The organism is Pseudomonas putida S13.1.2 (assembly GCF_000498395.2).
GTDB classification, from domain to species: Bacteria; Pseudomonadota; Gammaproteobacteria; order Pseudomonadales; family Pseudomonadaceae; genus Aquipseudomonas; species Aquipseudomonas putida_Q.
In genome coordinates, this window is sequence record NZ_CP010979.1 from 5179414 (window position 1) to 5202447 (window position 23034).

A 23034-nucleotide genomic window follows, 5' to 3' on the forward strand; every position below is an offset into this window, starting at 1 on the left:
CGGCAGCAAGCTTTCAATGAGTGAAAGCAGGCCTTGTGCGCAAGGCCTGCGAAAACAATTCCAAAATTTACGGCAAATACTCATGAGCAATTATACAGAAGCCGGCCGCCCACCCGATGTGGCGGCCGACGCAGGCAACACCCAACGCGGCAAGGGCCTGGCCAAAGGCCGCCTGGGCCTGTTGGCCAGCGTGGTGCTGGGCATTTCCACCATCGCCCCGGTCTACACCCTGACGGGCGCCCTTGGCCCCACCGTGCGCGAGGTGGGTGCCCACCTGCCAGCCGTGTTCATCGTCGGCTTCCTGCCGATGCTGCTGGTGGCCCTGGGCTACCGCGAACTGAACTCGGCAGAGCCGGACAGCGGTACTTCGTTCACCTGGTCGGCGCGTGCCTTCGGCCCGATGATCGGCTGGATCGGCGGCTGGGGGCTGGTGGTCGCCACCACCATCGTGCTGTCGAACCTGGCGGGGGTGGCGGTCGATTTCTTCTACCTGTTCCTTGGCCAGATCACCGGCAAGCATGAACTGGCAGCGTTGGCCGACAACCTGTTGATCAACATCAGCACCTGTTGCGTGTTCATCGGCCTGGCCGTGTGGATATGCTGTCGCGGCATCGCCACCACCATGACCGTGCAGTACGGCCTGGTGGCCCTGCAGTTGCTGGTGCTGATCGGCTTTGCCTTTGCCGCCTTCGGCGGCACCACTGCGCCGCCACCGCTGGCGTTCGATTTCGCCTGGTTCAACCCGTTCGGTGTCGAGTCGTTCTCGGCCTTTGCCGCCGGGCTGTCGCTGTCTATCTTCATCTTCTGGGGCTGGGACACGTGCCTGACCGTCAGCGAAGAGTCGGTGGGCAGCGAAGAAGTGCCAGGCAAGGCCGCCACCTGGACGGTGATGTTGATCCTCGGGCTGTACCTGTTCACCGCCATCGCCACGCTGCAGTTTGCCGGTATCAGCGAAACCGGGCTGGGCCTGAACAACCCACGCATCCAGGAGAACGTCTTCGCCCACCTGGCCGGCCCGGTCATGGGGCCGCTGGCAATCCTGATGTCCATCGCCGTGCTGGCCAGCACCGCGGCGTCGCTGCAGTCCACCTTCGTGGCGCCGGCGCGCACCCTGTTGGCCATGGGTTACTACGGTGCGGTACCGCAGAAGTTCGCCAGCGTCTGTCCGCGTTCGCAAACCCCGCGCTACGCCACCATTTGCGCCGGCCTGGCAGCAGGCCTGTTCTACGTGACCATGCGTACCCTGAGCGAGAACGTGCTGGCGGATACCATCACCGCGCTAGGCATGATGATCTGCTTCTACTATTCGCTGACCGCGTTCGCCTGCGTCTGGTATTTCCGCGCCAGCCTGTTCGACAGCCTGCGCCACTTCATCATGCGCGGCCTGTGCCCGCTGGTAGGTGGGGTGATCTTGTCGGTGATCTTCGCGCGTACCGCCATCGACAGCGCCTCGCCGGACTTCGGCAGTGGCTCGCATGTGGGCGGGCTGGGGCTGGTATTCGTGATTGCCGCGATCATCTCGGTGCTCGGCATCGGGCTGATGATGCTGTCGCGCATGCGGGCGCCGGCTTACTTCCTGGGGGCCACCCTGCGTCAGCAGGCTACCCTGCCTTTGCAGGAATAAATAATTGGGGCCGCTCTGCGGCCCTTCGCGGGCACGCCCGCTCCCACAGGTACAGCGCACGCCTCAGGGCGGTGACTAACCTGTGGGAGCGGGCGTGCCCGCGAAGGGCTGCAAAGCAGCCCCAATCGTTGTTCAGCCGATCAACTGCTTCAGTAGAGACCCGTGGCGCTGTTGCTGCTTCTTCAGCAGCAGGCGATTCGAGCGGAACACCGCTTTCAAGTCTTCCAGCGCCGCGTCGAAATCATCATTGATGATCACGTAGTCATACTCGTCGTAGTGCACCATCTCGCTGACCGCTTCTTTCATGCGCCCGGCGATGATCGCTTCGCTGTCCTGCCCGCGGCCGTCCAGGCGCTGACGAAGCGCTTCCTGGCTTGGCGGCAGGATGAACACCGACAACGCCTGCGGCATCAGCTTGCGCACCTGCTGGGCGCCTTGCCAGTCGATCTCCAGGATCAGGTCATAGCCCTGGTCCAGGGTCTGCTGCAGCGCGCTGCGCGAGGTGCCGTAGAAGTTGCCGAACACTTCGGCATGCTCCAGGAAGTCGCCTTGCTGGATCAGCGCCTTGAACTCCTCGTGGACCACGAAGTGGTAGTTCACCCCGTGTTCCTCGCCCGGGCGCATGGCGCGGGTGGTGTGCGAGACCGAGACGCGGATTTGCTGGTCGTCCTTGGTCAGGGCCGTTACCAGGCTGGTCTTGCCGGCGCCCGAAGGGGCCGAAACGATGTAGAGGGTGCCGCTGCTGTGGTTCATGGTCGGGGTGGCCTTACTCGATGTTCTGTACTTGTTCACGCATCTGTTCGATCAATACCTTCAGGTTGACCGCCGCTTGCGTGCTGCGTGGGTCGAAGGCCTTGGAGCCCAGGGTGTTGGCTTCGCGGTTGAGTTCCTGCATCAGGAAGTCCAGGCGCCGGCCGGCAGCACCGCCACCCTTGAGCACCCTGCGTACTTCGGTGACGTGGGTGCTGAGGCGGTCGAGTTCCTCGGCCACGTCGCTCTTCTGGGCCAGCAGCACCATTTCCTGCTCCAGGCGCTGCGGGTCGAGTTCGGCCTGCATGTCGCCGAAACGGTCGAGAATCTTCTGCCGCTGCGCTGCCAGCATCTGCGGCACCAGGGCGCGCAGGGTGGTGACTTCGCTGGTCATGTTATCCAGGCGCTCGTTGATCAGCCGGGCCAGTTCCTGGCCTTCGCGCTGACGGCCAGCCTTGAGCTCGGCCAGTGCTTCGTCGAACAGGGCCATGGCTTCGGCGTTCAGCGCCTGTGGGTCACTGGTGTCGGCCACCAGCACACCCGGCCACGACAGCACTTCCAGCGGGTTCAGCGGTGCCGGCTGCTTGATCAGGCCGGCCACTTCCTCGGCGGCAGCGACAAGCTGTGCAGCGCGCTCGCGGTCTACCTTCAGCGGCTTGCCGTTGCTGTCTTCATTGAGGCGCAGGGTGCATTCCACCTTGCCCCGCGAAAGGCCCTGGCGCAGGCCTTCACGCACGGCGCCTTCGAGGTCGCGCAGCGCTTCGGGCAGGCGCAGGTGGGGTTCCAGGTAACGGTGGTTGACCGAACGCAGCTCCCAGATCAGGGTGCCTTGGCTGCCGGCGCGCTCGACACGAGCAAAAGCGGTCATGCTGTGCACCATGGGGAGTACCTCGCGTAGATGAATGAACGGTGGGAGCCTCTCGGCTGCAAGGCGCAGGATTGTAGCGCAGTGGGGCCTCGGCGCCCAATCCACCTATGTTACAGAGGGGTGGCCATGGCAGCAGGAAAAGGCGACGGGCTGTGCCGGGCGCGACAATAGGCATGTCTTCCCCGCGCTGCGGGCTCTATAATGCTCGGCAGATTCAAAGTCCCAGTACAGGTATCCCAGATGAAACGTCCAAGTGGTCGCGCCGCCGATCAGCTCCGCTCGATCCGCATCACCCGCAACTACACCAAGCACGCCGAAGGGTCGGTACTGGTCGAGTTCGGTGACACCAAGGTCATTTGCACGGTCAGCGTGGAAAACGGTGTGCCGCGCTTCCTCAAAGGCCAGGGCCAAGGTTGGCTGACCGCCGAGTACGGCATGCTGCCGCGCGCCACCGGTGAGCGTAACCAGCGCGAAGCCAGCCGTGGCAAGCAGGGTGGCCGCACCCTGGAAATCCAGCGCCTGATCGGCCGTTCGCTGCGCGCCGCGCTGGACATGAGCAAGCTGGGTGACATCACCCTGTATGTCGACTGCGACGTGATCCAGGCCGATGGCGGCACCCGTACAGCGTCCATCACCGGTGCCATGGTCGCCCTGTGCGACGCCCTGGCAGTGATCAAGAAGCGTGGTGGCCTCAAAGGTGGCAACCCGCTCAAGCACATGATTGCTGCCGTGTCGGTGGGCATGTACCAGGGCGAAGCCGTGCTCGACCTGGACTACCCGGAAGACTCCGCTGCCGAAACCGACCTGAACGTGGTGATGACCAGCGCCGGTGGCTTCATCGAAGTGCAGGGCACCGCCGAAGGCGCACCGTTCCAGCCGGAAGACTTCAACGCCATGCTGGCGCTGGCGCAAAAAGGCATGAACGATATCTTCGAACTGCAGCAGGCCGCGCTGGCCGACTGACTGTTTGGGGCCGCTGCGCGGCCCATTCGCGGGACAAGCCCGCTCCCACAAGATTTGTACAGCTTTCCAGCCATACATGAATCCTGTGGGAGCGGGCTTGTCCCGCGAAAGGGCTGCGAAGCAGCCCTGGCAATCAGATGGTCAACGTCCAGTCATAGTCCACGATCAGCGGCGCATGCTGGGAGAAGCGCGGCTGACGCGGCAGGCGGGCATTGCGCACAAAGCGGCGCAGGCCCGGCGTGAGGATCTGGTAGTCGAACCGGTAGCCCAGGTTGAGCATCTCGGCCTGCTCGTTGTCCGGCCACCAGCTGTACTGGTCGCCTTCACGGCTGACTTCGCGCAGGGCATCGACGTAACCCATCTCGCCGGTGATCGCATCCATCCAGGCGCGTTCCGGCGCCAGGAAGCCCGGCGACTGCTGGCTGTCACGCCAGTTCTTGATGTCGAGCTTCTGCTGCGCCACGTAGAACGAGCCACAGTAGATGTATTCGCGACGCTTGCGACGCTGTTTGTCCAGGTACTTGGCGAAGTCGTCCATCAACTTGAACTTCTGGTTCAAGTCTTCGTCGCCGTTCATGCCCGAAGGCAGCAGCAGGCTGGCAATACTGACTTTGTCGAAATCTGCTTGCAGGTAACGCCCGTAGCGGTCGGCTGTCTCGAAGCCCAGGCCGGTGATGACTGCCTTGGGCTGCATGCGCGAGTAAAGGGCCACACCACCTTGGGCGGGCACCTCCGCGTCGCAGGCATAAAGGAAATAGCCATCGAGCTGGAAAGCTGGGTCATCGAGTTCAAAGGCCGAGGCGCGGGTATCCTGAAGGCAGATGACGTCGGCATTCTGGGCTTGTAGCCAGCTGAGCAAACCACGCTCGGCCGCAGCCTGAATGCCATTTACGTTCACACTGATGATCCGCATAAATGGCCCCAAAAATCTCGTGCGTGTATGATACCCGAGCTCAACCCATTTAGCTAAATCCGTGGTGTCCGGGACTATTCATGCAGCCGTATCAGCGCGACTTTATCCGTTTTGCCATCGATCGCGGGGTACTGCGTTTCGGTGAATTCACCCTGAAATCGGGGCGTACCAGCCCGTATTTCTTCAATGCCGGCCTGTTCAACACCGGTTCCGCATTGGCCGAGCTGGGGCGGTGCTATGCCGCAGCCATCGTCGACAGCAAGATCCCGTTCGACGTGCTGTTCGGCCCGGCCTACAAGGGTATCCCTTTGGCGGCGACCACCGCTGTGGCCCTTGCCGATCAGCATCAGCTCGACGTGCCATGGTGCTTCAACCGCAAGGAAGCCAAGGACCACGGCGAAGGCGGCAGCCTGGTCGGCGCGCCGCTGGCCGGTGATGTGCTGATCATCGACGACGTGATCACCGCCGGCACCGCCATCCGCGAGGTGATGCAGATCATCAACGCCCAGCAGGCCAAGGCCGCCGGCGTGCTGATCGCCCTGAACCGCGAAGAGCGTGGCAATGGCGAACTGTCGGCAATTCAGGAAGTGGAGCGCGACTTCGATATCCCGGTGGTCAGCATCGTTTCGCTGACCCAGGTGCTGGAATTCCTGGCCGATGACCCACAGCTGAAGCAGCACCTGCCGGCTGTCGAGGCTTACCGGGCGCAGTACGGGATCTGATCCTGGCCTGGAAATGAAAAAGGCGACCTTCACATGAAGGTCGCCTTTTTTGTGTCACCTGTTCCGGCCCTTTCGCGGGTGAACCCGCTCCCACAGGATCTCCACAGCCCTCGAAGGCGGTGCTATCCCCGTGGGAGCGGGTTTACCCGCGAAGAGACCGGTGCAGGCTAGCCAATCACTCAGCGCGGCTTGCGATTGGTGATCAGGGTACCCACGCCGCTGTCGGTGAAAATTTCCAGCAGCACCGCGTTCGGTACGCGGCCGTCGATGATGTGCGAGCTGTTCACGCCGCCCTGCACCGCATCCAGTGCGCACTTGATCTTCGGCAGCATGCCGCCGTAGATGGTGCCGTCGGCGATCAGTTCGTTGACCTGCTCGGTGGTCAGGCCGGTCAGTACCTGGCCCTGCTTGTCCATCAGGCCGGCGATGTTGGTCAGCAGCATCAGCTTCTCGGCTTTCAGCGCCTCGGCTACCTTGCCCGCCACCAGGTCGGCGTTGATGTTGTACGACTCACCGTTGGCGCCCACGCCGATCGGCGCGATCACCGGGATGAAGTCACCCTTCACCAGCATGTTCAGCAGGTCGGTGTTCACGCTCACCACTTCGCCGACGTGGCCGATGTCGATGATTTCCGGGGTGGTCATCTCGGGCGTCTGGCGGCTGACGGTCAGCTTGCGGGCGCGGATCAGCTCCGCGTCCTTGCCGGTCAGGCCGATGGCGCTGCCGCCGTGGCGGTTGATCAGGTTGACGATGTCCTTGTTGACCTGGCCACCCAGCACCATCTCCACCACGTCCATGGTCGCCGAGTCGGTGACGCGCATGCCGTCGATGAAGTGGCTTTCGATCGACAGGCGCTTGAGCAGGTCGCCGATCTGCGGGCCACCACCGTGGACCACCACCGGGTTGATGCCCACAGCCTTCATCAGCACGATGTCACGGGCGAAGCCTGTTTTCAGCTCCTCGCTTTCCATCGCGTTGCCGCCGTACTTGATCACCAGGGTCTTGCCGACAAAGCGGCGGATGTAAGGCAGTGCTTCGGACAAAACCTCGGCTACATGGGAAGCGGCATCGCGATCGAGGGTCATGCAGGGCTCCTGTAAGGAACAGATAGTCGGTCAGAACGGCAGTTGCAGCTCAGGCTCAACCCGCAGCAACTGGGTACGGAATACATCCTTGATACGTTGCAATTCGGCGTCGCTGTCGGCCTCGAAGCGCAGCACCAGCACCGGCGTGGTGTTGGAGGCGCGAACCAGGCCCCAGCCGTGGGGGTAGTCGACCCGCACACCGTCGATGGTGGTCAGGCTGGCTTCGCCCCAGTCGGCGTCGCGTTGCAGTGCATCAATGATGCTGAATTTACCCTCGTCGGTCACATCAATATTGATTTCCGGCGTGGAAATATCGTTCGGGAAGGCGGCAAACAGGTTTTCGGCGCTCTGCCCGGCCTTGCTGAGGATCTCCAGCAGGCGCGCGGCGCTGTAGATGCCGTCGTCAAAACCGTACCAACGTTCCTTGATGAAGATATGACCGCTCATTTCGCCGGCCAGCAGCGAACCGGTCTGTTTCATCTTCTTCTTGATCAACGAATGGCCGGTCTTCCACATCAGTGCGCGGCCGCCATGCTGTTCGATCAGCGGGGTCAGGCGACGGGTGCATTTGACGTCGAAGATGATTTCGGCGCCCGGGTTGCGCGCCAGCACGTCCTGGGCAAACAGCATGAGCAGGCGGTCTGGGTAGACGATGCTGCCGGTGTTGGTCACCACGCCGACGCGGTCGCCGTCACCGTCGAAGGCCAGGCCGATGTCGGCGCCGGTTTCCTTGACCTTGGCGATCAGGTCTTCGAGGTTTTCCGGCTTGCCCGGGTCCGGGTGGTGATTGGGGAAGTTGCCGTCGACTTCGCAGAACAGCGGGATCACTTCGCAGCCCAGGGCTTGGATCAGCTGCGGTGCGACCACGCCGGCGGCGCCGTTGCCGCAGTCCACCACCACTTTGAGTTTCTTGGCCAGTTTCACGTCGCTGACGATCTGCTGGAAATAGCGCTCGAGTATCTCGACCTTTTCCACACGGCCTTCGGCCAGGGTCAGGTCGTTGGTTTTCAGCCGGGTCAGCAGGGCCTGGATCTGTTCGTTGGCCAGGGTGTCGCCGGCGATGACGATCTTGAACCCGTTGTAGTCCGACGGGTTGTGGCTGCCGGTCAGCATCACGCCCGACTTGCCTGCCAGCACGTTGGCCGCGTAGTACAGCGCCGGGGTGGGCACCAAGCCGACGTCGTTGACCTGGCAACCGGCATCGACCAGGCCCTTGATCAGCTGCTCGACCAGCATCGGGCCCGACAGGCGGCCATCGCGGCCTACAGAAACCTGCGGTTCACCCTGGACCAGGCTCTGCGCGCCGATGGCGCGGCCGATCCAGTAGGCGGTTTCGGCGTGGAGGGTTTTGCCGACCACGCCGCGGATGTCATACGCGCGGAAAATGCTGTCGGGTAGTGCGGCGGGGACCAGGTGGGCCATATCGTTCATCTCTGGAAGCTCCATTAGTCAAAGGCTTTCTGGGCAGGCGCAAACTGAACGCTTGGACGGTGCTTTCGCCAGAGAGTTCGCCATCCTTGGCCTGAACGGTCATTCGCCGGCTCAGTGGCTGCCGGAGTGACCGAAGCCGCCAGCGCCACGCTGGCTTTCATCGAACGCTTCGACGATGTCGAAATGGGCCTGTACCACCGGGACCAGCACCAGCTGGGCGATACGTTCGCCAACAGCAATGGTGAACGGCGTGTTGCCACGGTTCCAGCACGACACCATCAGCTCGCCCTGGTAGTCCGAGTCGATCAGGCCGACCAGGTTGCCCAGCACGATGCCGTGCTTATGGCCCAAGCCCGAGCGCGGCAGGATCACCGCTGCCAGGCCCGGGTCGCCAATGAAGATCGACAGGCCGGTAGGAATCAGCAGGGTCTGGCCGGGCTCGAGGACGGTGTCCTCCTTGAGCAGGGCGCGCAGGTCCAGGCCGGCGGAGCCGGGGGTGGCGTAGGTCGGCAGCGGGAATTCGCTGCCCAGGCGTGGGTCGAGGATCTTGGCTTGAAGAGCGTGCATGTAACTTATTGAACCTGGTTGAGCCGATCGGCGATGAAGGCGACCAGTTGCCGGGCGATCTTGCCCTTGCTGGTCTGCGCGAAGAGGGTCTGGTGCTGCTGGCGGTCGATCACGGTCAAGGCGTTTTCTTCGCTGTTGAAGCCGATGCTGGGGTTGGCCACATCATTGGCGACGATCAGGTCGAGGTTCTTGTCCTTGAGCTTGCGCGTGGCGTAATCGAGCAGGTGTTCGGTTTCGGCGGCGAAGCCGACGCTGAACGGGCGGTCGTTGCGGCCAGCAATGGTGGCAAGGATATCGGGATTGCGCACCATCTGCAGCAGCATGCCGTCGCCGGTCGTAGGATCTTTCTTCAGCTTTTGCGTGGCAACGACTTCCGGGCGGTAGTCCGCAACCGCCGCGGAGGCGATGAACAGGTCGCATGGCATGGCCGCTTCACAGGCCGCGAGCATGTCCCGCGCGCTGACCACGTCGATGCGGCTGACCCGGTCGGGGGTTGGCAGGTGCACAGGGCCGGTGACGAGGGTGACCCGAGCCCCGGCCTCGGCAGCCGCTTCGGCCAGGGCGAAGCCCATCTTGCCGGAGCTATGATTGGTGATGTAGCGCACCGGGTCGATGTTTTCCTGGGTCGGGCCGGCGGTGATCAGCACGTGCTTGCCGGTCAGTGCCTGGCGCTTGAAGCTTTCTGCGGCGCACCAGGCCAGGTCGGTGGCTTCGAGCATGCGCCCCAGGCCCACGTCGCCACAGGCCTGGCTGCCGGATGCCGGGCCGAACACCTGGATGCCACGGCTCTTGAGCAGCTCGAGGTTGGCCTGGGTGGCCGGGTCGCGCCACATGGCCTGGTTCATGGCCGGGGCCACGGCGACAGTGGCGTCGGTGGCCAGCACCAGGGTGGTCAGCAGGTCGTCGGCCATGCCTTGGGCCATGCGCGCCATGAGGTCGGCCGTGGCCGGGGCGATCAGCACCAGGTCGGCCCACTTGGCCAGTTCGATATGGCCCATGGCCGCTTCGGCGGCAGGGTCGAGCAGGTCCATGTGCACCGGGTGGCCCGACAGCGCCTGCAGGGTCAGCGGGGTGATGAACTCGGCACCACCACGGGTCATGACGACGCGCACCTGCGCGCCGTGCTCCAGGAGACGGCGAATCAGCTCGGCGCTTTTGTAGGCGGCAATGCCGCCACCTACGCCGAGAACGATGCGCTTGCGATACAGCCGCTGCATAGGCTTGCCTTTTTCCAGTGAGAGCGGGCGGCGACGTTTGAAATTGCCTGCGGCAGTACGTCGCATGTACGAGGCGAAATAGATTAACACAGGGTCGAAATGGGCCGCAGCAAGGGCAGGGGGCGGGGATGAATATCAGGGAATGGCCGGCTGAAGAAAGGCCGCGGGAAAAGTTGCTGCTGCGCGGGGCGGCGGTACTCACGGATGCCGAATTGCTTGCCGTGCTGCTGGGCTCTGGTGTGGCCGGGCGCAACGTACTGGACCTTGCGCGGGGGCTGTTGGTGCGTTTTGGCGGGCTGAGGCAGTTTCTGGAGGCCGATCGCGAAGCGGTGCTGCGCGAGCCGGGCATCGGGGCCGTGAAGTATGCGCAGTTACAGGCGCTACTGGAGATCGGCCGGCGTTATCTGGATGAAAACATCAAGCGCGCAGAGGCTCTGGATGGGCCAGCGGCGGTGCGGCGTTACCTCAAGGCCATGCTGCGGCATGAGGCCAGTGAAGTGTTCGGGTGTCTGTTTCTGGACACCAAGCACCGGCCGTTGGCGTTCGAGATCCTGTTCAGGGGCACGATAGATCGGGCAAGCGTTTATCCGCGCGAAGTGGTGCGGCGGGCTTTGCTGCATAACGCGGCGGCTTTGATCCTGTGTCACAACCATCCATCGGGGAACAGTGAGCCGAGCCAGGATGACGTGCATTTGACCCTGTCGTTGAAGCGGGGGCTGGGGCTGATCGATGTGCGGGTGCTGGATCACATCATCATCGGTGACGGGGAGCCCTTATCGATGGTTGAGCAGGGGTGGATTGTCGCTTAGAGGTGTGCATGTGCCGGCCTCTTCGCGGGACAAGCCCGCTCCCACAGGTTCACCGCCATATTGGAGGGCAGTGCAGACCTTGTGGGAGCGGGCTTGTCCCGCGAAGAGGCCTGTGCAGGCTTACTTGGTCACCGACACCTTGCTGAAATCCAGCCGTCCGAACGGGCTCACCTGGTACCCCTCAACGCCTTGGCGCAGCAGCGTCGCCGCCGTCGGATGCGCCAGCGGCACCCACAGTGCCTGCTGCTGGATCAGCGTCTGCGCCTGCTGATACAGCCGGCTGCGCACGCTCTGGTCGTTGGTGGTGCGCCCGGCGCTGATCAGTTGGTCCAGGCGGTTGTCGCAGAAGCGGGCAAAGTTGGTCCCCGACTCGACCGCAGCGCAGGAAAACTGCGGGCTGAGGAAGTTGTCCGGGTCGCCGTTGTCGCCCGCCCAGCCCATGAACAGCAGGTCATGCTCGCCGGCTTTGGCGCGGCGGATCAGCTCGCCCCATTCGATCACGCGGATCTCTGCCTTGACCCCGATCTTGGCCAGGTCGGCCTGCAGCATCTGCGCGCCAAGGCTGGGGTTGGGGTTGAGCAGGCTGCCCGACGGGCGGGTCCAGATGGTGGTGCTGAAGCCATCGCCCAGGCCCGCCTTGGTCAGCAGCGCCTTGGCTTTCTTCAGGTCCAGCGGGTAACCGGGCAGGTCCTTGGCATAGCTCCAGGTGTTGGGCGGGTAGGGGCCGTTGGCGGCCACCGCGGAGTCTTCGAACACGGCCTTGAGGTAGGCCTGCTTGTCGAAGGCCAGGTTGATGGCCTGGCGCACTTCCGGCTTGTCCAGCGGCGGGTGCTGGCTGTTGATGGCGACGAAGGCAGTCATGAATGCCGGGGTCGTGGCCACCTTGAGGTTGCCGTCCTTGCCTGCTTCGGCAATGTCCAGCGGCTTGGGCGACAGGGCCACCTGGCACTCGCCACGCTTGAGCTTCTGCAGGCGCACGTTGGCATCGGTGGTAATGGCGAAGATCAGCGGGTCGACCGCGGGCTTGCCGGCGAAGTAGTCAGGGTTGGCGCGGTAGCGCACCACAGCGTCCTTCTGGAAACGCTGGAACACGAACGGCCCGGTGCCGATCGGCTGGTTGTTGAGCTTCTCAGGCGTGCCGGCCTTCAGCAGCTTGTCGGCATATTCGGCAGAGTAGATCGAGGCGAAGCCCATGCTCAGCGTGGCCAGGAACGTGGCGTCCGGGTGGCTGAGGGTAAAACGCACGGTGTTCGGCGCCGGGGCCTCGATTGCCTTGATCAGGCTGCCCAGTTGTAGCGACTGTGCATGCGGATAGCCACCCGGTGCGGTCTTGTGCCAGGCATGGGCGGGGTAGAGCATGCGCTGGAAGCTGAACAGCACGTCGTCGGCGTTCAGCTCACGGCCTGGCTTGAAGTAGGGGGTGGTGTGGAATTTCACGCCATCGCGCAGGGTGAAATCATACACCAGGCCGTCGGCCGACACCGTCCAGCTGGCTGCCAGGCTCGGCACCACCTTGCCTTGCGCCGCGTCGAACTCCACCAGGCGGTTCATCAGCACGTCGGCCGTGGCGTTGGTAGTGGTCAGCGAGTTGTACTGCACCACGTCGAAGCCTTCGGGGCTGGCTTCGCTGCAAACGCTCAGCGGCGCGGCCTGGGCTACGCCGGCAGCGAACAGAGCGCCGGCAGCGAACAGAGAGTTGAACAATAAGGAAAGGGCGGCGGCACGCATGGTGGCTCCTTGGCTGTCAGTGGCCCATCTGCCAGTGCAGTCTGGAAAAGGCCTACCCTAGTGCGCCCGTCGGTAAATGACCACACCCTTTTTTACAAATCTGGCGACGAGTGGTCGACGGCCGACGGGGCCTGCCGCTATGCTGGCCCGGCGCGTTCTGGGTTGCGGCAATGTGTATCTACTGTTGTTGCAGCCAAGTCTTTCTGGTATAAAGCAGCGCTCTTTTCTAGGGGCTCGGCCTGTCGCATAAGCGGATCCGGTCGATAAGACCTCCAGAATCACGGCGCCCAGGCGCCAAAGACTGAGAGATTAAGCGGCCAACCCATGCCGGGTTGGGCATGTGGTTTTAGAGGGCTGAGTCATGTCGAGAGTCTGTCAAGTTACTGGTAAGGGTCCAGTAACCGGGAACAACATTTCCCACGCAAACAACAAAACCCGTCGTCGTTTCCTGCCGAACCTGCAGCACCACCGTTTCTGGGTTGAATCCGAGAAGCGTTTCGTGCGTCTGCGCGTTTCCGCCAAGGGCATGCGTATCATCGACAAGCGCGGCATCGACGCCGTTCTGGTTGACATCCGTAAAGCTGGCGCCAAGGTTTAAGGGAGAACATCATGCGTGAATTGATCCGTCTGGTTTCGAGTGCCGGTACCGGCCACTTCTACACCACCGACAAGAACAAGCGCACCACCCCGGACAAAATCGAGATCAAGAAATATGATCCGGTTGTTCGCAAGCACGTGGTGTACAAGGAAGCCAAGATCAAGTAATTGATCGGCGACCTGAAAAAACCCGCTTCCGAAAGGACGCGGGTTTTTTTATGTCTGTCAGGGCGTCTTCGCGGGCCTTACTTCTGCTCGAACATCACATAGATCTTGCGGCAAGGTTCCAGCACTTCCCAGGTGCCCGTGAACCCGGCAGGGATGACAAACCGATCACCGGCACGCAGGGTCTTGGCCCCGCCATCCTGGTCGCGCAGCACCGAAACGCCCTGGACGATTTCGCAATACTCATGCTCGGTGTAGTTCACCGTCCACTGGCCCACTTCGCCTTCCCACACGCCAGCGGCAAACTGCCCGCAAGGGCTGGAGTAGTGGTTGTAGACCGCCTGGTCTGGCTCGCCCTTGAGGATTTTTTCCGCCGCCGGGCGGTAGCGTTCGGCCTCGGTGATGACCTGCGCGAAGTCGATGATGCTGTCGATTCTCATGGTGCGGCTCCTGTTGTTGTTTAATAAAATGAACATCAGTAGGCTTTTGAGCCTTTCGTGTCAAATATATTGATAGTTTACACCGGCTGGTTTAGGGTATCGCTTGCCAGTGTGCGCTCGTCGCCCGGCCAGAATTCTGACAACGCCTGTGAGTCCTCAGTGCGGCGTTGCACCTAAACAAGAGGAGGAGTTTCGTATGACTACCCTGACCCGTGCGGACTGGGAACAACGTGCCCAGCAACTGAAGATCGAAGGCCGCGCCTTCATCAACGGCGAATACACCGATGCCGCATCCGGTGAAACCTTCGAGTGCCTGAGCCCGGTCGACGGACGCTTCCTGGCCAAGGTTGCCAGCTGCGACCTGGCCGATGCCAATCGCGCTGTGGAAAACGCCCGCGCCACCTTCAACGCCGGCGTGTGGTCGCAACTGGCCCCGGCCAAGCGCAAGGCCAAGCTGATCCGCTTCGCCGACCTGCTGCGCAAGAACGTCGAAGAGCTGGCGCTGCTGGAAACCCTGGACATGGGCAAGCCGATCGGCGACTCCTCCAGCATCGACATCCCGGGTGCTGCGCAAGCCATTCACTGGACCGCCGAAGCCATCGACAAGGTCTACGATGAAGTCGCCCCGACCCCGCACGACCAGCTTGGCCTGGTTACCCGCGAAGCCGTGGGTGTGGTCGGTGCCATCGTACCGTGGAACTTCCCGCTGCTGATGGCCTGCTGGAAACTCGGCCCGGCGCTGGCTACCGGTAACTCGGTGGTGCTCAAGCCGTCCGAAAAATCGCCGCTGACCGCCATCCGCATTGCCCAGTTGGCCATCGAAGCCGGTATCCCGGCTGGCGTGCTGAACGTGCTGCCAGGCTATGGCCACACCGTAGGCAAGGCCCTGGCCCTGCACATGGATGTCGACACCCTGGTGTTCACCGGTTCGACCAAGATCGCCAAGCAGCTGATGGTGTATGCGGGCGAATCGAACATGAAGCGCATCTGGCTGGAAGCCGGTGGCAAGAGCCCGAACATCGTCTTTGCCGACGCGCCGGACCTGCAAGCTGCCGCCGAGGCCGCTGCCAGCGCCATCGCCTTCAACCAGGGCGAAGTGTGCACCGCAGGCTCGCGCCTGCTGGTCGAGCGTTCGATCAAGGACAAGTTCCTGCCGATGGTGGTCGAGGCCCTGAAAGGCTGGAAGCCAGGCAACCCGCTGGACCCACAGACCACGGTCGGTGCCTTGGTCGACACCCAGCAGATGAACACCGTGCTGTCGTACATCGAAGCTGGCCACAAGGACGGCGCCAAGCTGCTGGCCGGCGGCAAGCGCACCCTGGAAGAGACTGGCGGCACCTATGTCGAGCCGACCATCTTCGACGGCGTGACCAACGCCATGCGCATTGCCCAGGAAGAAATCTTCGGCCCAGTGCTGTCGGTGATTGCCTTCGACACCGCCGAAGAAGCCATCGCCATTGCCAACGACACGCCCTATGGCCTGGCGGCTGGTATCTGGACCTCGGACATCTCCAAGGCCCACAAGACCGCCCGTGCCGTGCGCGCTGGCAGCGTCTGGGTCAACCAGTACGACGGCGGCGACATGACCGCACCGTTCGGTGGCTTCAAGCAGTCGGGCAACGGCCGTGACAAGTCGCTGCATGCGCTGGAGAAATACACCGAGCTGAAGGCGACCTGGATCAAGCTGTAATTCCAGAGGGCCGCGTTGCGGCCCAATCGCCGGCAAGCCAGCTCCCACAGGTTCTTCGCAGCCCTCAAGGCCTCTGTTGTACCTGTGGGAGCCCGGCTTGCCGGCGATGGGCTGCACAGCAGCCCCAACAATAGCCGGGTCGGCTCACGCTGCCCCGGCTTCGTCGTTTTTGCTGTTCACGAATTCTGCCTGGGAGGCTGCAATGCGTTGGGGTACCTACTTCGCCGTACTGGCATCGGTGCTCAGTGTCGGGCTGGCGCTTGGCGTGAGCATGCCGCTGGTGTCCCTGCGCCTGGAGGCCTGGGGCTACGGCAGCTTTGCCATCGGCGTGATGGCGGCGATGCCGGCGCTGGGTGTGCTGGCAGGCGCCAGCCTGGCCAGCCGCCTGGCCGGCTGGGTTGGCGTACCTTCGGCGATGCGCCTCTGCTTGTGGGGAGGGGCGCTGTCGATAGGCCTGCTCGCGCTGCTACCCAGCTACCCGCTGTGGCTGCTGCTGCGGTTGATGATCGGCATGTCCCTGACCGTGGTGTTCATCCTCGGCGAAAGCTGGATCAACCAGCTGGTGGTCGAGCAATGGCGTGGCCGCCTGGTGGCGCTGTACGGCAGCAGCTACGCGTTGAGCCAGCTGGCCGGGCCGCTGGTGCTGGGCTTTCTCGGCTCCGATGACGACTTCGGTTTCTGGGCCGCGACGGGCCTGCTGCTGGTCGCGCCGCTGATTCTGCTGGGGCGTGGCGGTGCACCGAGCACGGAAGCCTGCAACGTTACCTTCGGCGACCTGTTCCGTTTCTGCCGGCGTTTGCCGGTGATCGCCTGGGCCATTGCCCTGTTCGCTTCGTTCGAGGCGATGATCCTTACCTTGCTGCCGGTGTATTGCCTGCAGCAGGGCTTCACCACCGAGATCGCCCTGTTCATGGTCAGTACCGTGGTGGTGGGTGATGCAGTGTTGCAATTGCCCATCGGCGCGTTGGCCGACCATATGTCGCGCCGCACCCTGTTCACCGGCTGCGCGGTGAGCCTGCTGGTGTCCAGCCTGGCGATTCCGCTCTTGCTGCATACCCCGGTGATCTGGCCGCTGTGGGTATTGTTCGGGGCGAGTGCAGGAGGGTTGTTCACCTTGTCGCTGGTGTTGATTGGCGAGCGCTACCGGGATGATGCGCTGGTGCGGGCCAACGCCCACGTGGCGCAACTGTGGGGTATTGGTTGCCTGCTCGGGCCTTTGCTGGCGGGGGCGGGGAGCCAGTGGGTAAGCGGGCATGCGCTGCTGTGGCTGATGGCGGCCGGGGCTGCGGGGTTGGTGGTGCTGACCCAGCGGCGTGGGGCTTTCGAGGCTGTTTCCGCCTGAGGGATTTTGGGGCCGCTTTGCGGCCCATCGCGACACAAGGCCGCTTCTACAAGGGATCGCGTATCGCCTGTTAGGAGCGGCCTTGTGTCGCGATGGGCTGCAAAGCAGCCCCAACGATAGCGGCTACAACATCTTCTCCAAGCCAACCGCCTTGCTGATCCAGGCATTGAACCGCCGCCACATCCCACCCGGTTCAGACGTCAGCACGTGCCGTTGGCCATTGTCCTCGGTCGCCCACACCAGCTTGTCACCCATCAGTTTCACCTGATAGCTCAGCGCAGGCGCCATGCCCTGCTGGGCCAGCTCGCGGGTGTATTCGGCCAGCTCCGGGCTGTCTACCAGCACCCCAACCTCGGTGTTCCACAGCACTGAACGCGGGTCGAAGTTGAACGAGCCGATGAAGGTCTTGCGCCGGTCGAACACGATCGCCTTGGTGTGCAGGCTCGAGTCGGAGCTACCACTAAAACTCAACCGCCCCGCGCTGGGGTCGCCTGGCTGGCGGCGAAGCTCAAAAAGCTGTACCCCATGCTCAAGCAAGGCCCTGCGATAGGGCGCATAGCCGCCATGCACTGCCGGCACGTCGGTGGCTTCCAGCGAGTTGGTGAGCAGCTTCACCGAAACGCCAGCGTCGGCGCGGCCGGTCAGGTACAGCAGGCCCGGTTCGCCCGGCACAAAGTAGGCCGATGCCAGGATCAGCTCGCGGTGCACGTTGGCCAGGTCCGGTGCCAGCTGCTGGCTCAACAGCAACTGTGGGTCCGGTTCGTCGTCGGCCAGCACCTTGCTGGGCGCATCCCACAGCACCTGGGCGTGGGCCCAGATCAGCTCGTTGCGCCATACGTCCAGGCGCGGCTGCGACTGGTAGGCCATCAGGCGGTCGTACAGGGCTTTGCGCCGGGTCCTGGCTTCGGCCAGCGACACTTCCAGGCGATGGCGGCTGGCCCGCAGGTCGTTGGCATCCGGCTCACGCCAGAGGAAGTCGGTGATCGGCCGGCTGAGGGCGCTGTTCCAGTACTGGTCGAAGCTGTGCCCCAGCTGCTCGGCCACCGGGCCTATACCCAGCAGGTCGATGTCGGTGAAGTTGAGGTTGGGCTCGGCATCGAAATACTCGTCGCCCAGGTTACGCCCGCCGACAATCGCCATGCTGTTGTCCACCAGAAACAGCTTGTTGTGCATGCGCCGGTGCTGGCGCGACAGGTTGAACAGCCGCCCCACGGCGCGTGTTACGCCGGTGCTGCGGCCCAGGTGCAGCGGGTTGAACACGCGGATCTGGATGTTGGGGTGGGCATCGAGGGTGCCCATGATGGTGTCCAGGCCGTCGCTGGTGGTGTCGTCCAGCAGGATGCGCACACGCACGCCACGGTCGGCGGCACGCAGCAGTTCATGCACCAGGGCGCGGGTGCTGAGGCCGTCGTGGACGATGTAATACTGCAGGTCGATGCTGGCCTGGGCGTTGCGGATCAGTTCGGCACGGGCGCGGAACGCTTCATTGCTGTTGGGCAGCAGGCGAAAGCCCGAGCGACCGCCGTAAGGCGCGGCCTGGCGCAGCACCGAGCGGCCAAAGGCGGAGTCATTGGCGGGCAGTGCCTGGCTGGTTTCGCGGGGCGCGCTGACGCTGGCGCAGCCGGCAAGGCCGAGCAGCAGCACCAGCAGCAGAGGCAAGGCGTGCTGGAGTCTCAAGGGTGGATCGTCCTGTGCAGCAAGGGCTTTGGGGTTGGACCGTGGCGGGCGGCGCAAAGTTACGCGTCGGCGCTTTCTTCATCCAGTAGACGAAGGGCGGTTTCCCCGACCTTGCGCACGGCAGCCTCGATCTGCGGCGTCGGCCGCGCGGCGAAGTTCATGCGCAGGCAGTGGCGAAACTTGCCCGAGGCCGAGAAGATGCTGCCCACCGCAACTTGCACACCTTGCTCCAGTAAAGCCCGGTTCAGGCGCAGCGTATCGAAATGTTCGGGTAGTTCCACCCACAGCATGAAGCCACCCTGGGGGCGGCTGACCCGGGTGCCCGGTGGAAAGTAGCGGGTTACCCATTCGCTCATCAGGTCTCGGCCACGCTGGTATTGGCTGCGCATGCGCCGCACGTGGGGCTGGTAGTGGCCGCCGGCGATGAAGTCGGCGATGGCCAGCTGCGGCTGGCTGGCGCTGCTGCCGGTGCTGATGTACTTCATGTGCAGCACCCGCTCCAGGTAGCGCCCGGGCGCCACCCAGCCCACCCGCAGGCCGGGGGCGAGGGTTTTGGAAAACGAGCTGCAGAACAGCACGCGGCCATCGTCGTCGAACGACTTGAGGGTACGCGGACGCGGGTAGGTGTAGGCCAGGTCGCCGTACACATCGTCCTCCAGAATCGCCACGTCGTAGCGCTGGGCAAGGCTCAAAAGGGCCTTCTTGCGGGCCTCGGGCATGATGTAGCCGAGCGGGTTGTTGCAGCTGGGGGTGATCTGGATGAGCTTGATCGGCCACTGCTCCAGGGCCAGTTCCAGCGCCTCCAGGCTGATGCCGGTCACCGGGTCGGTGGGGATTTCCAGCGCCTTCATGCCCAGGCCCTTCAGGGTTTGCATGGCGCCGTGGAAGCTGGGCGAGTCGACAGCGACGATGTCGCCTGGCTCGCAGACCGCGCGAATGCTGCACGACAACGCCTCATGGCAACCGGTGGTCACGACCAGGTCGGCCGGGCTCAGGCGGCAGCCGGAGTCGAGCATCAGCCGCGCTACCTGCTCACGCAGGGCCAGGTTGCCGTGGATGTTGTCGTAATACAGGCCAGGCATGTCCTGGCGCCGGCTCAACTGAGCAAGGCTACGCAGCAGCGGCTTGAGGGTAGGGCTGTTGATGTCGGGCATTCCACGGCCGAGCTGGACCACATCCTGACGCGGCGTGCTGCGGATCAGCTCCAGCACCTGCTCCCATTGTGAGATATCCACCGGGCGCTGGGCCGGGCGGCTGACGGCGGGCAGGGCTGGCAGGTGGCGGTGGTCGCTGACGAAGTAGCCGGATTTGGGCCTGGGCGAGACCATGCCGCCGTCTTCCAGCAGGCGATAAGCCTGCTGCACGGTGCTCAGGCTTACCCCGTGTTCCACGCTCAGGGCGCGCACCGAGGGCAAGCGCTGGCCGGGGCGATACAGGCCCTGCTCGATACGGGCACCGAGCAGCTCGGCGAGGTTCAGGTACAGGGTCACGGCATACTCCTGCGCTGCAATGGCGCAGCGACCGGTACAGATTCGCTGAAAATACAGCATTCAGTCGGTCTTCGGCCAATTCTGTATGGGAATAATAAGGCTGTATTGGATCTGTATTGCCAGTATTGCCGGCGCGCATGCTTTCTCCACGGTATCAATCGAATGGGAGAACGCAGCGATGGGTGGCATGAGCGATGTGCGCTTGCAACTGTTGGCCAGGGAACTGGAAGCCGGGCAGCAGGCCAAGGTCTTCAACGCGCCGGCAGGGCTTGGGCGCTGGGGGCTGATGCTGCATCGCTGGCATACCCGCAGGGCGCTGTTGCAGCTGACGGATGACGAGTTGCGTGATGTCGGGCTGAGCTGGGAGCAGGCCCGTACTGAAGGGCGTAAACCCTTCTGGAAAGACTGATCAACGTGAAGCTGCGCGGCCCCTGTAGGAGCGGCCTTGCGTCGCGAAAGGGGTGCGAAGCGCCCCGATTTTCAGCTTCGCCGCTAATATCGCTGGGGCCGCTATGCGGCCCTTTCGCGACGCAAGGCCGCTCCTACACCGACCGCGTCAGCTTTCAGATCAGCTCTTTGAGGCGATGCCACAGCATGCCCAGCGCCAGCAATGGCGAGCGCAGGTGCTTGCCGCCAGGGAAGGTGATATGCGGCACTTTGGCGAACAGGTCGAAACGCCCGCTTGCCTGGCCACTGATGGCCTCGCCCAGCAGGCGCGCGGCCAGGTGGGTGGCGTTGAGCCCATGGCCTGAATAGGCCTGGGCGTAATACACGTTCGGCTGGCTGGCCAGGCGGCCAACCTGCGGTAGGCGGTTGGCGCCAATGCCGATCATGCCGCCCCATTGGTAGTCGATGCGCACGTCGGCCAGCTGCGGGAACACCTTGAGCATCTTGGGCTGCATGTAGGCGGCGATGTTTTTCGGGTCGCGGCCTGAATAGTGGCAGGCACCGCCGAACAGCAGGCGGTGGTCGGCGGACAGCCGGTAGTAATCCAGCGCCACGCGCTGGTCACACACCGCCATGTTCTGCGGCAACAACGCGCGGGCGCGCTCTTCGCCCAGCGGCTCGGTGGCGATGATGTAGCTGCCGGCGGGTAACACCTTGCCGCCCAGCTCGCGGTTGAGGCCGTTGAGGTAGGCGTTGCAGCACAGCACCAAGGTCTTGGCGCGTACCCGGCCCTGGGCGGTATGCACCTGCACTTCGGGGCCATAGTCGATGCGGGTAACCTCGGACTGTTCGAACAGCTTCACACCCAGGCGGCTGGCCACGGCCGCTTCCCCCAAGGCCAGGTTGAGCGGGTGCAGGTGGCCAGAGCCCATGTCGATCAGCCCGCCCACATAGCAGTCGGCGCCGACCACGCTGTGGATATCGTCCTTGCCGACCAGCCGCAGCTCGTGCGCATAGCCCAGGCTGCGCAGTTCTTCGGCGTCTTCGGCAAAGCCCAGCAGCTCGGCCGGCTTGTTGGCCAGGTCGCAGTAGCCCCAGGTCAGGTCGCAGGCGATGGCATGCTTCTCGACCCGCTCGCGGACGATCTGCACGGCCTCCAGGCCCATCAGCTTCATGCTGCGCACGCCTTCCTCGCCTATTACCGGCAGGAACTGTTCCAGGCCGTGGCCGACGCCGCGGATCAACTGCCCGCCATTGCGCCCACTGGCGCCCCAGCCCAGTTTGCGCGCTTCCAGCAGGATGACCGAGAGGCCGCGTTCGGCCAGCTCGATGGCAGTGTTCAGGCCCGAGTAGCCGCCGCCAATGATGCATACATCGGCGCTGTGCTCGCCTTGCAGGAAGGAGTAGTCAGGGTGTGGCGCGCTGCTGGCGGCGTAGTAGGAGGCGGCGTGCTGCGCGCTGTGGATCATGGGCTTGGTCCTGAGGCTGGTGGGCTAGGGGAGGAGGATAAGTCGGGGTGGGGTAGTGGGCAACAAGGCGAGGGCTGCGCCCTCGTTCGCGGGCTCGCCCGCTCCCACAGGTACTCTACAATCTTGAGACCTGCGAGTTACCTGTGGGAGCGGGCAAGCCCGCGAATGGGCTTATAATCCAACTTTTCCATCAGCTTTGTACTTGGTCATGTCCTGCAACCGCCACAAGATCCACTTCCTGCGCGAACTCATCCCCTCGTTCGAGTGCGAGCCCGGCTGCCACGATTGCTGCGGCCCGGTCACCACGTCGACGGAAGAAATGGCCCGCCTGCCGCGCAAGTCCCAGGCCGAGCAGGAAGCTGCCCTGGAGCGCCTGGACTGCGTGCACCTGGGCCCCAACGGTTGCACGGTGTATGAAGAGCGCCCGATGATCTGCCGCCTGTTTGGCACCACGCCACGCATGGCCTGCCCGCGTGGCCGTGGCCCTGAGCCGATGATCGACCCCGCAGCCGAGCAGCTCGTGCACCAGTTCATCGCCACCACCCGGCAGGTGCTGGTCTAGCCTCAGTCCGGGATCGGCAGGCAGAGGCTTTCTTTCACCTCTTCCATCACGATGTAGCTCTTCGATTCGCGCACGTGCGGCAGCTTCAGCAGGATGTCGCCAAGCAGCTTGCGGTACGACGCCATCTCCGAAATACGCGCCTTCACCAGGTAGTCGAAGTCACCTGACACCAGGTGGCATTCCAGCACGTGGGGCAGCTTCAAGACCGCGCGGCGGAACTCCTCGAAGGTGTCGCCCGACTTGTAGTCCAGGCTGATTTCCACGAACACCAGCAGGCTGCCCTTGAGGTGCTGCGGGTTCAGGCGGGCGTTGTAGCCCATGATGATGCCCTCGCGCTCCAGCCGGCGAACCCGCTCGGTGCAAGGGGTGGTGGACAGCCCAACTTTCTCGCCCAGTTCGGTGAAGGAAATACGCCCGTCATTCTGCAGGATCCGCAGGATGTTACGGTCGATCTTGTCCAGTTCACGCTTGCTCTGGTGCTGGGTTCTCATAGGGGATGCCCCTCCGTGAAAGGCGATTTTGCCGAGAATTCTCGCCA

General features: G+C 63.6%; 22 protein-coding genes and 1 pseudogene. 10 read left to right on the forward strand and 13 right to left on the reverse strand.

All coding sequences use genetic code 11. The annotated features are described in order from the left end of the window. The first annotated feature begins 82 nt into the window (after positions 1-82). Positions 83-1624, forward strand: a complete 1542-nt coding sequence (locus N805_RS22865) for an APC family permease (protein WP_019471048.1) — start codon at positions 83-85, stop codon at positions 1622-1624. Positions 1625-1756: 132 nt separating this feature from the next. On the opposite strand, the gene gmk is transcribed toward N805_RS22865, so the two are convergent. Together gmk and N805_RS22875 are read right to left on the reverse strand one after the other, a co-directional pair. Continuing rightward, a complete protein-coding gene (gene gmk, locus N805_RS22870; RefSeq protein ID WP_019472533.1) occupies positions 1757-2377 on the reverse strand; it encodes a guanylate kinase in 621 nt (206 codons plus the stop codon). Between the two features lie 13 nt (positions 2378-2390). Then, positions 2391-3254, reverse strand: a complete 864-nt coding sequence (locus tag N805_RS22875) for a YicC/YloC family endoribonuclease (protein ID WP_016489820.1) — start codon at positions 3252-3254, stop codon at positions 2391-2393. 228 nt (positions 3255-3482) lie between these two features. Here N805_RS22875 and rph point away from each other — a divergent pair, with 228 nt between their 5' ends. After that, positions 3483-4205, forward strand: coding sequence for a ribonuclease PH (rph, locus tag N805_RS22880; protein ID WP_019472532.1), 723 nt, complete (start codon positions 3483-3485; stop codon positions 4203-4205). A gap of 133 nt (positions 4206-4338) precedes the next feature. On the opposite strand, the gene N805_RS22885 is transcribed toward rph, so the two are convergent. Further along, on the reverse strand, positions 4339-5118 hold the full coding sequence (locus tag N805_RS22885; protein WP_003253401.1) for an exodeoxyribonuclease III: 780 nt from the start codon (positions 5116-5118) through the stop codon (positions 4339-4341). Between the two features lie 80 nt (positions 5119-5198). Between N805_RS22885 and pyrE the strand changes: the two genes are divergently transcribed. Further along, a complete protein-coding gene (gene pyrE, locus N805_RS22890) occupies positions 5199-5840 on the forward strand; it encodes an orotate phosphoribosyltransferase (protein WP_019472531.1) in 642 nt (213 codons plus the stop codon). Between the two features lie 179 nt (positions 5841-6019). Here pyrE and argB read toward each other — a convergent pair whose 3' ends face one another. The 4 genes and pseudogenes from argB to coaBC all read right to left on the reverse strand — a co-directional run bounded on the left by argB (position 6020) and on the right by coaBC (position 10140). Next, positions 6020-6925, reverse strand: coding sequence for an acetylglutamate kinase (gene argB, locus N805_RS22895; RefSeq protein ID WP_004575216.1), 906 nt, complete (start codon positions 6923-6925; stop codon positions 6020-6022). Between the two features lie 30 nt (positions 6926-6955). After that, positions 6956-8323, reverse strand: a pseudogene (locus tag N805_RS22900) (phosphomannomutase/phosphoglucomutase); the annotation flags it as partial. Between the two features lie 144 nt (positions 8324-8467). Continuing rightward, on the reverse strand, positions 8468-8923 hold the full coding sequence (dut, locus tag N805_RS22905) for a dUTP diphosphatase (RefSeq protein WP_019472529.1): 456 nt from the start codon (positions 8921-8923) through the stop codon (positions 8468-8470). A gap of 5 nt (positions 8924-8928) precedes the next feature. Continuing rightward, positions 8929-10140, reverse strand: a complete 1212-nt coding sequence (coaBC, locus tag N805_RS22910) for a bifunctional phosphopantothenoylcysteine decarboxylase/phosphopantothenate--cysteine ligase CoaBC (protein ID WP_019472528.1) — start codon at positions 10138-10140, stop codon at positions 8929-8931. Positions 10141-10268: 128 nt separating this feature from the next. Here coaBC and radC point away from each other — a divergent pair, with 128 nt between their 5' ends. After that, complete coding sequence (gene radC / locus N805_RS22915; RefSeq protein ID WP_019472527.1) at positions 10269-10949, forward strand: RadC family protein; 681 nt, start codon at positions 10269-10271, stop codon at positions 10947-10949. 120 nt (positions 10950-11069) lie between these two features. Here radC and N805_RS22920 read toward each other — a convergent pair whose 3' ends face one another. Beyond that, entirely contained in the window at positions 11070-12677 is a 1608-nt protein-coding gene (locus N805_RS22920; RefSeq protein WP_028614092.1) for an ABC transporter substrate-binding protein, read from the reverse strand. Positions 12678-13038: 361 nt separating this feature from the next. On the opposite strand from N805_RS22920, the gene rpmB reads away from it, so the two are divergent. Both rpmB and rpmG read left to right on the forward strand, forming a co-directional pair. Beyond that, positions 13039-13275, forward strand: a complete 237-nt coding sequence (gene rpmB, locus N805_RS22925) for a 50S ribosomal protein L28 (protein WP_003253504.1) — start codon at positions 13039-13041, stop codon at positions 13273-13275. Between the two features lie 11 nt (positions 13276-13286). Next, entirely contained in the window at positions 13287-13442 is a 156-nt protein-coding gene (gene rpmG / locus N805_RS22930) for a 50S ribosomal protein L33 (RefSeq protein WP_003253507.1), read from the forward strand. A gap of 77 nt (positions 13443-13519) precedes the next feature. Here rpmG and N805_RS22935 read toward each other — a convergent pair whose 3' ends face one another. After that, complete coding sequence (locus tag N805_RS22935; RefSeq protein WP_019472525.1) at positions 13520-13879, reverse strand: cupin domain-containing protein; 360 nt, start codon at positions 13877-13879, stop codon at positions 13520-13522. A 196-nt stretch (positions 13880-14075) separates the two neighbouring features. Here N805_RS22935 and N805_RS22940 point away from each other — a divergent pair, with 196 nt between their 5' ends. Further along, positions 14076-15569 (forward strand): aldehyde dehydrogenase, encoded by a 1494-nt coding sequence (locus N805_RS22940; protein WP_019472524.1) that lies wholly within the window; start codon positions 14076-14078, stop codon positions 15567-15569. 202 nt (positions 15570-15771) lie between these two features. Continuing rightward, on the forward strand, positions 15772-16911 hold the full coding sequence (locus N805_RS22945) for an MFS transporter (RefSeq protein WP_019472523.1): 1140 nt from the start codon (positions 15772-15774) through the stop codon (positions 16909-16911). A 123-nt stretch (positions 16912-17034) separates the two neighbouring features. On the opposite strand, the gene N805_RS22950 is transcribed toward N805_RS22945, so the two are convergent. Next, positions 17035-18588, reverse strand: coding sequence for a phospholipase D family protein (locus N805_RS22950; protein ID WP_019472522.1), 1554 nt, complete (start codon positions 18586-18588; stop codon positions 17035-17037). A 59-nt stretch (positions 18589-18647) separates the two neighbouring features. Beyond that, positions 18648-20078, reverse strand: a complete 1431-nt coding sequence (locus tag N805_RS22955) for a PLP-dependent aminotransferase family protein (RefSeq protein ID WP_177313763.1) — start codon at positions 20076-20078, stop codon at positions 18648-18650. Between the two features lie 178 nt (positions 20079-20256). Between N805_RS22955 and N805_RS22960 the strand changes: the two genes are divergently transcribed. Continuing rightward, positions 20257-20487: a DUF1127 domain-containing protein gene (locus tag N805_RS22960; RefSeq protein ID WP_019472520.1), complete on the forward strand. Its 231-nt coding sequence runs from the start codon at positions 20257-20259 to the stop codon at positions 20485-20487. Between the two features lie 154 nt (positions 20488-20641). Here N805_RS22960 and N805_RS22965 read toward each other — a convergent pair whose 3' ends face one another. Continuing rightward, entirely contained in the window at positions 20642-21934 is a 1293-nt protein-coding gene (locus N805_RS22965; RefSeq protein WP_019472519.1) for an NAD(P)/FAD-dependent oxidoreductase, read from the reverse strand. 208 nt (positions 21935-22142) lie between these two features. Between N805_RS22965 and N805_RS22970 the strand changes: the two genes are divergently transcribed. Next, positions 22143-22496, forward strand: coding sequence for a YkgJ family cysteine cluster protein (locus N805_RS22970; RefSeq protein WP_019472518.1), 354 nt, complete (start codon positions 22143-22145; stop codon positions 22494-22496). Between the two features lie 2 nt (positions 22497-22498). Here N805_RS22970 and dadR read toward each other — a convergent pair whose 3' ends face one another. After that, entirely contained in the window at positions 22499-22987 is a 489-nt protein-coding gene (gene dadR, locus N805_RS22975) for a transcriptional regulator DadR (RefSeq protein ID WP_003258963.1), read from the reverse strand. Positions 22988-23034: the final 47 nt, after the last annotated feature.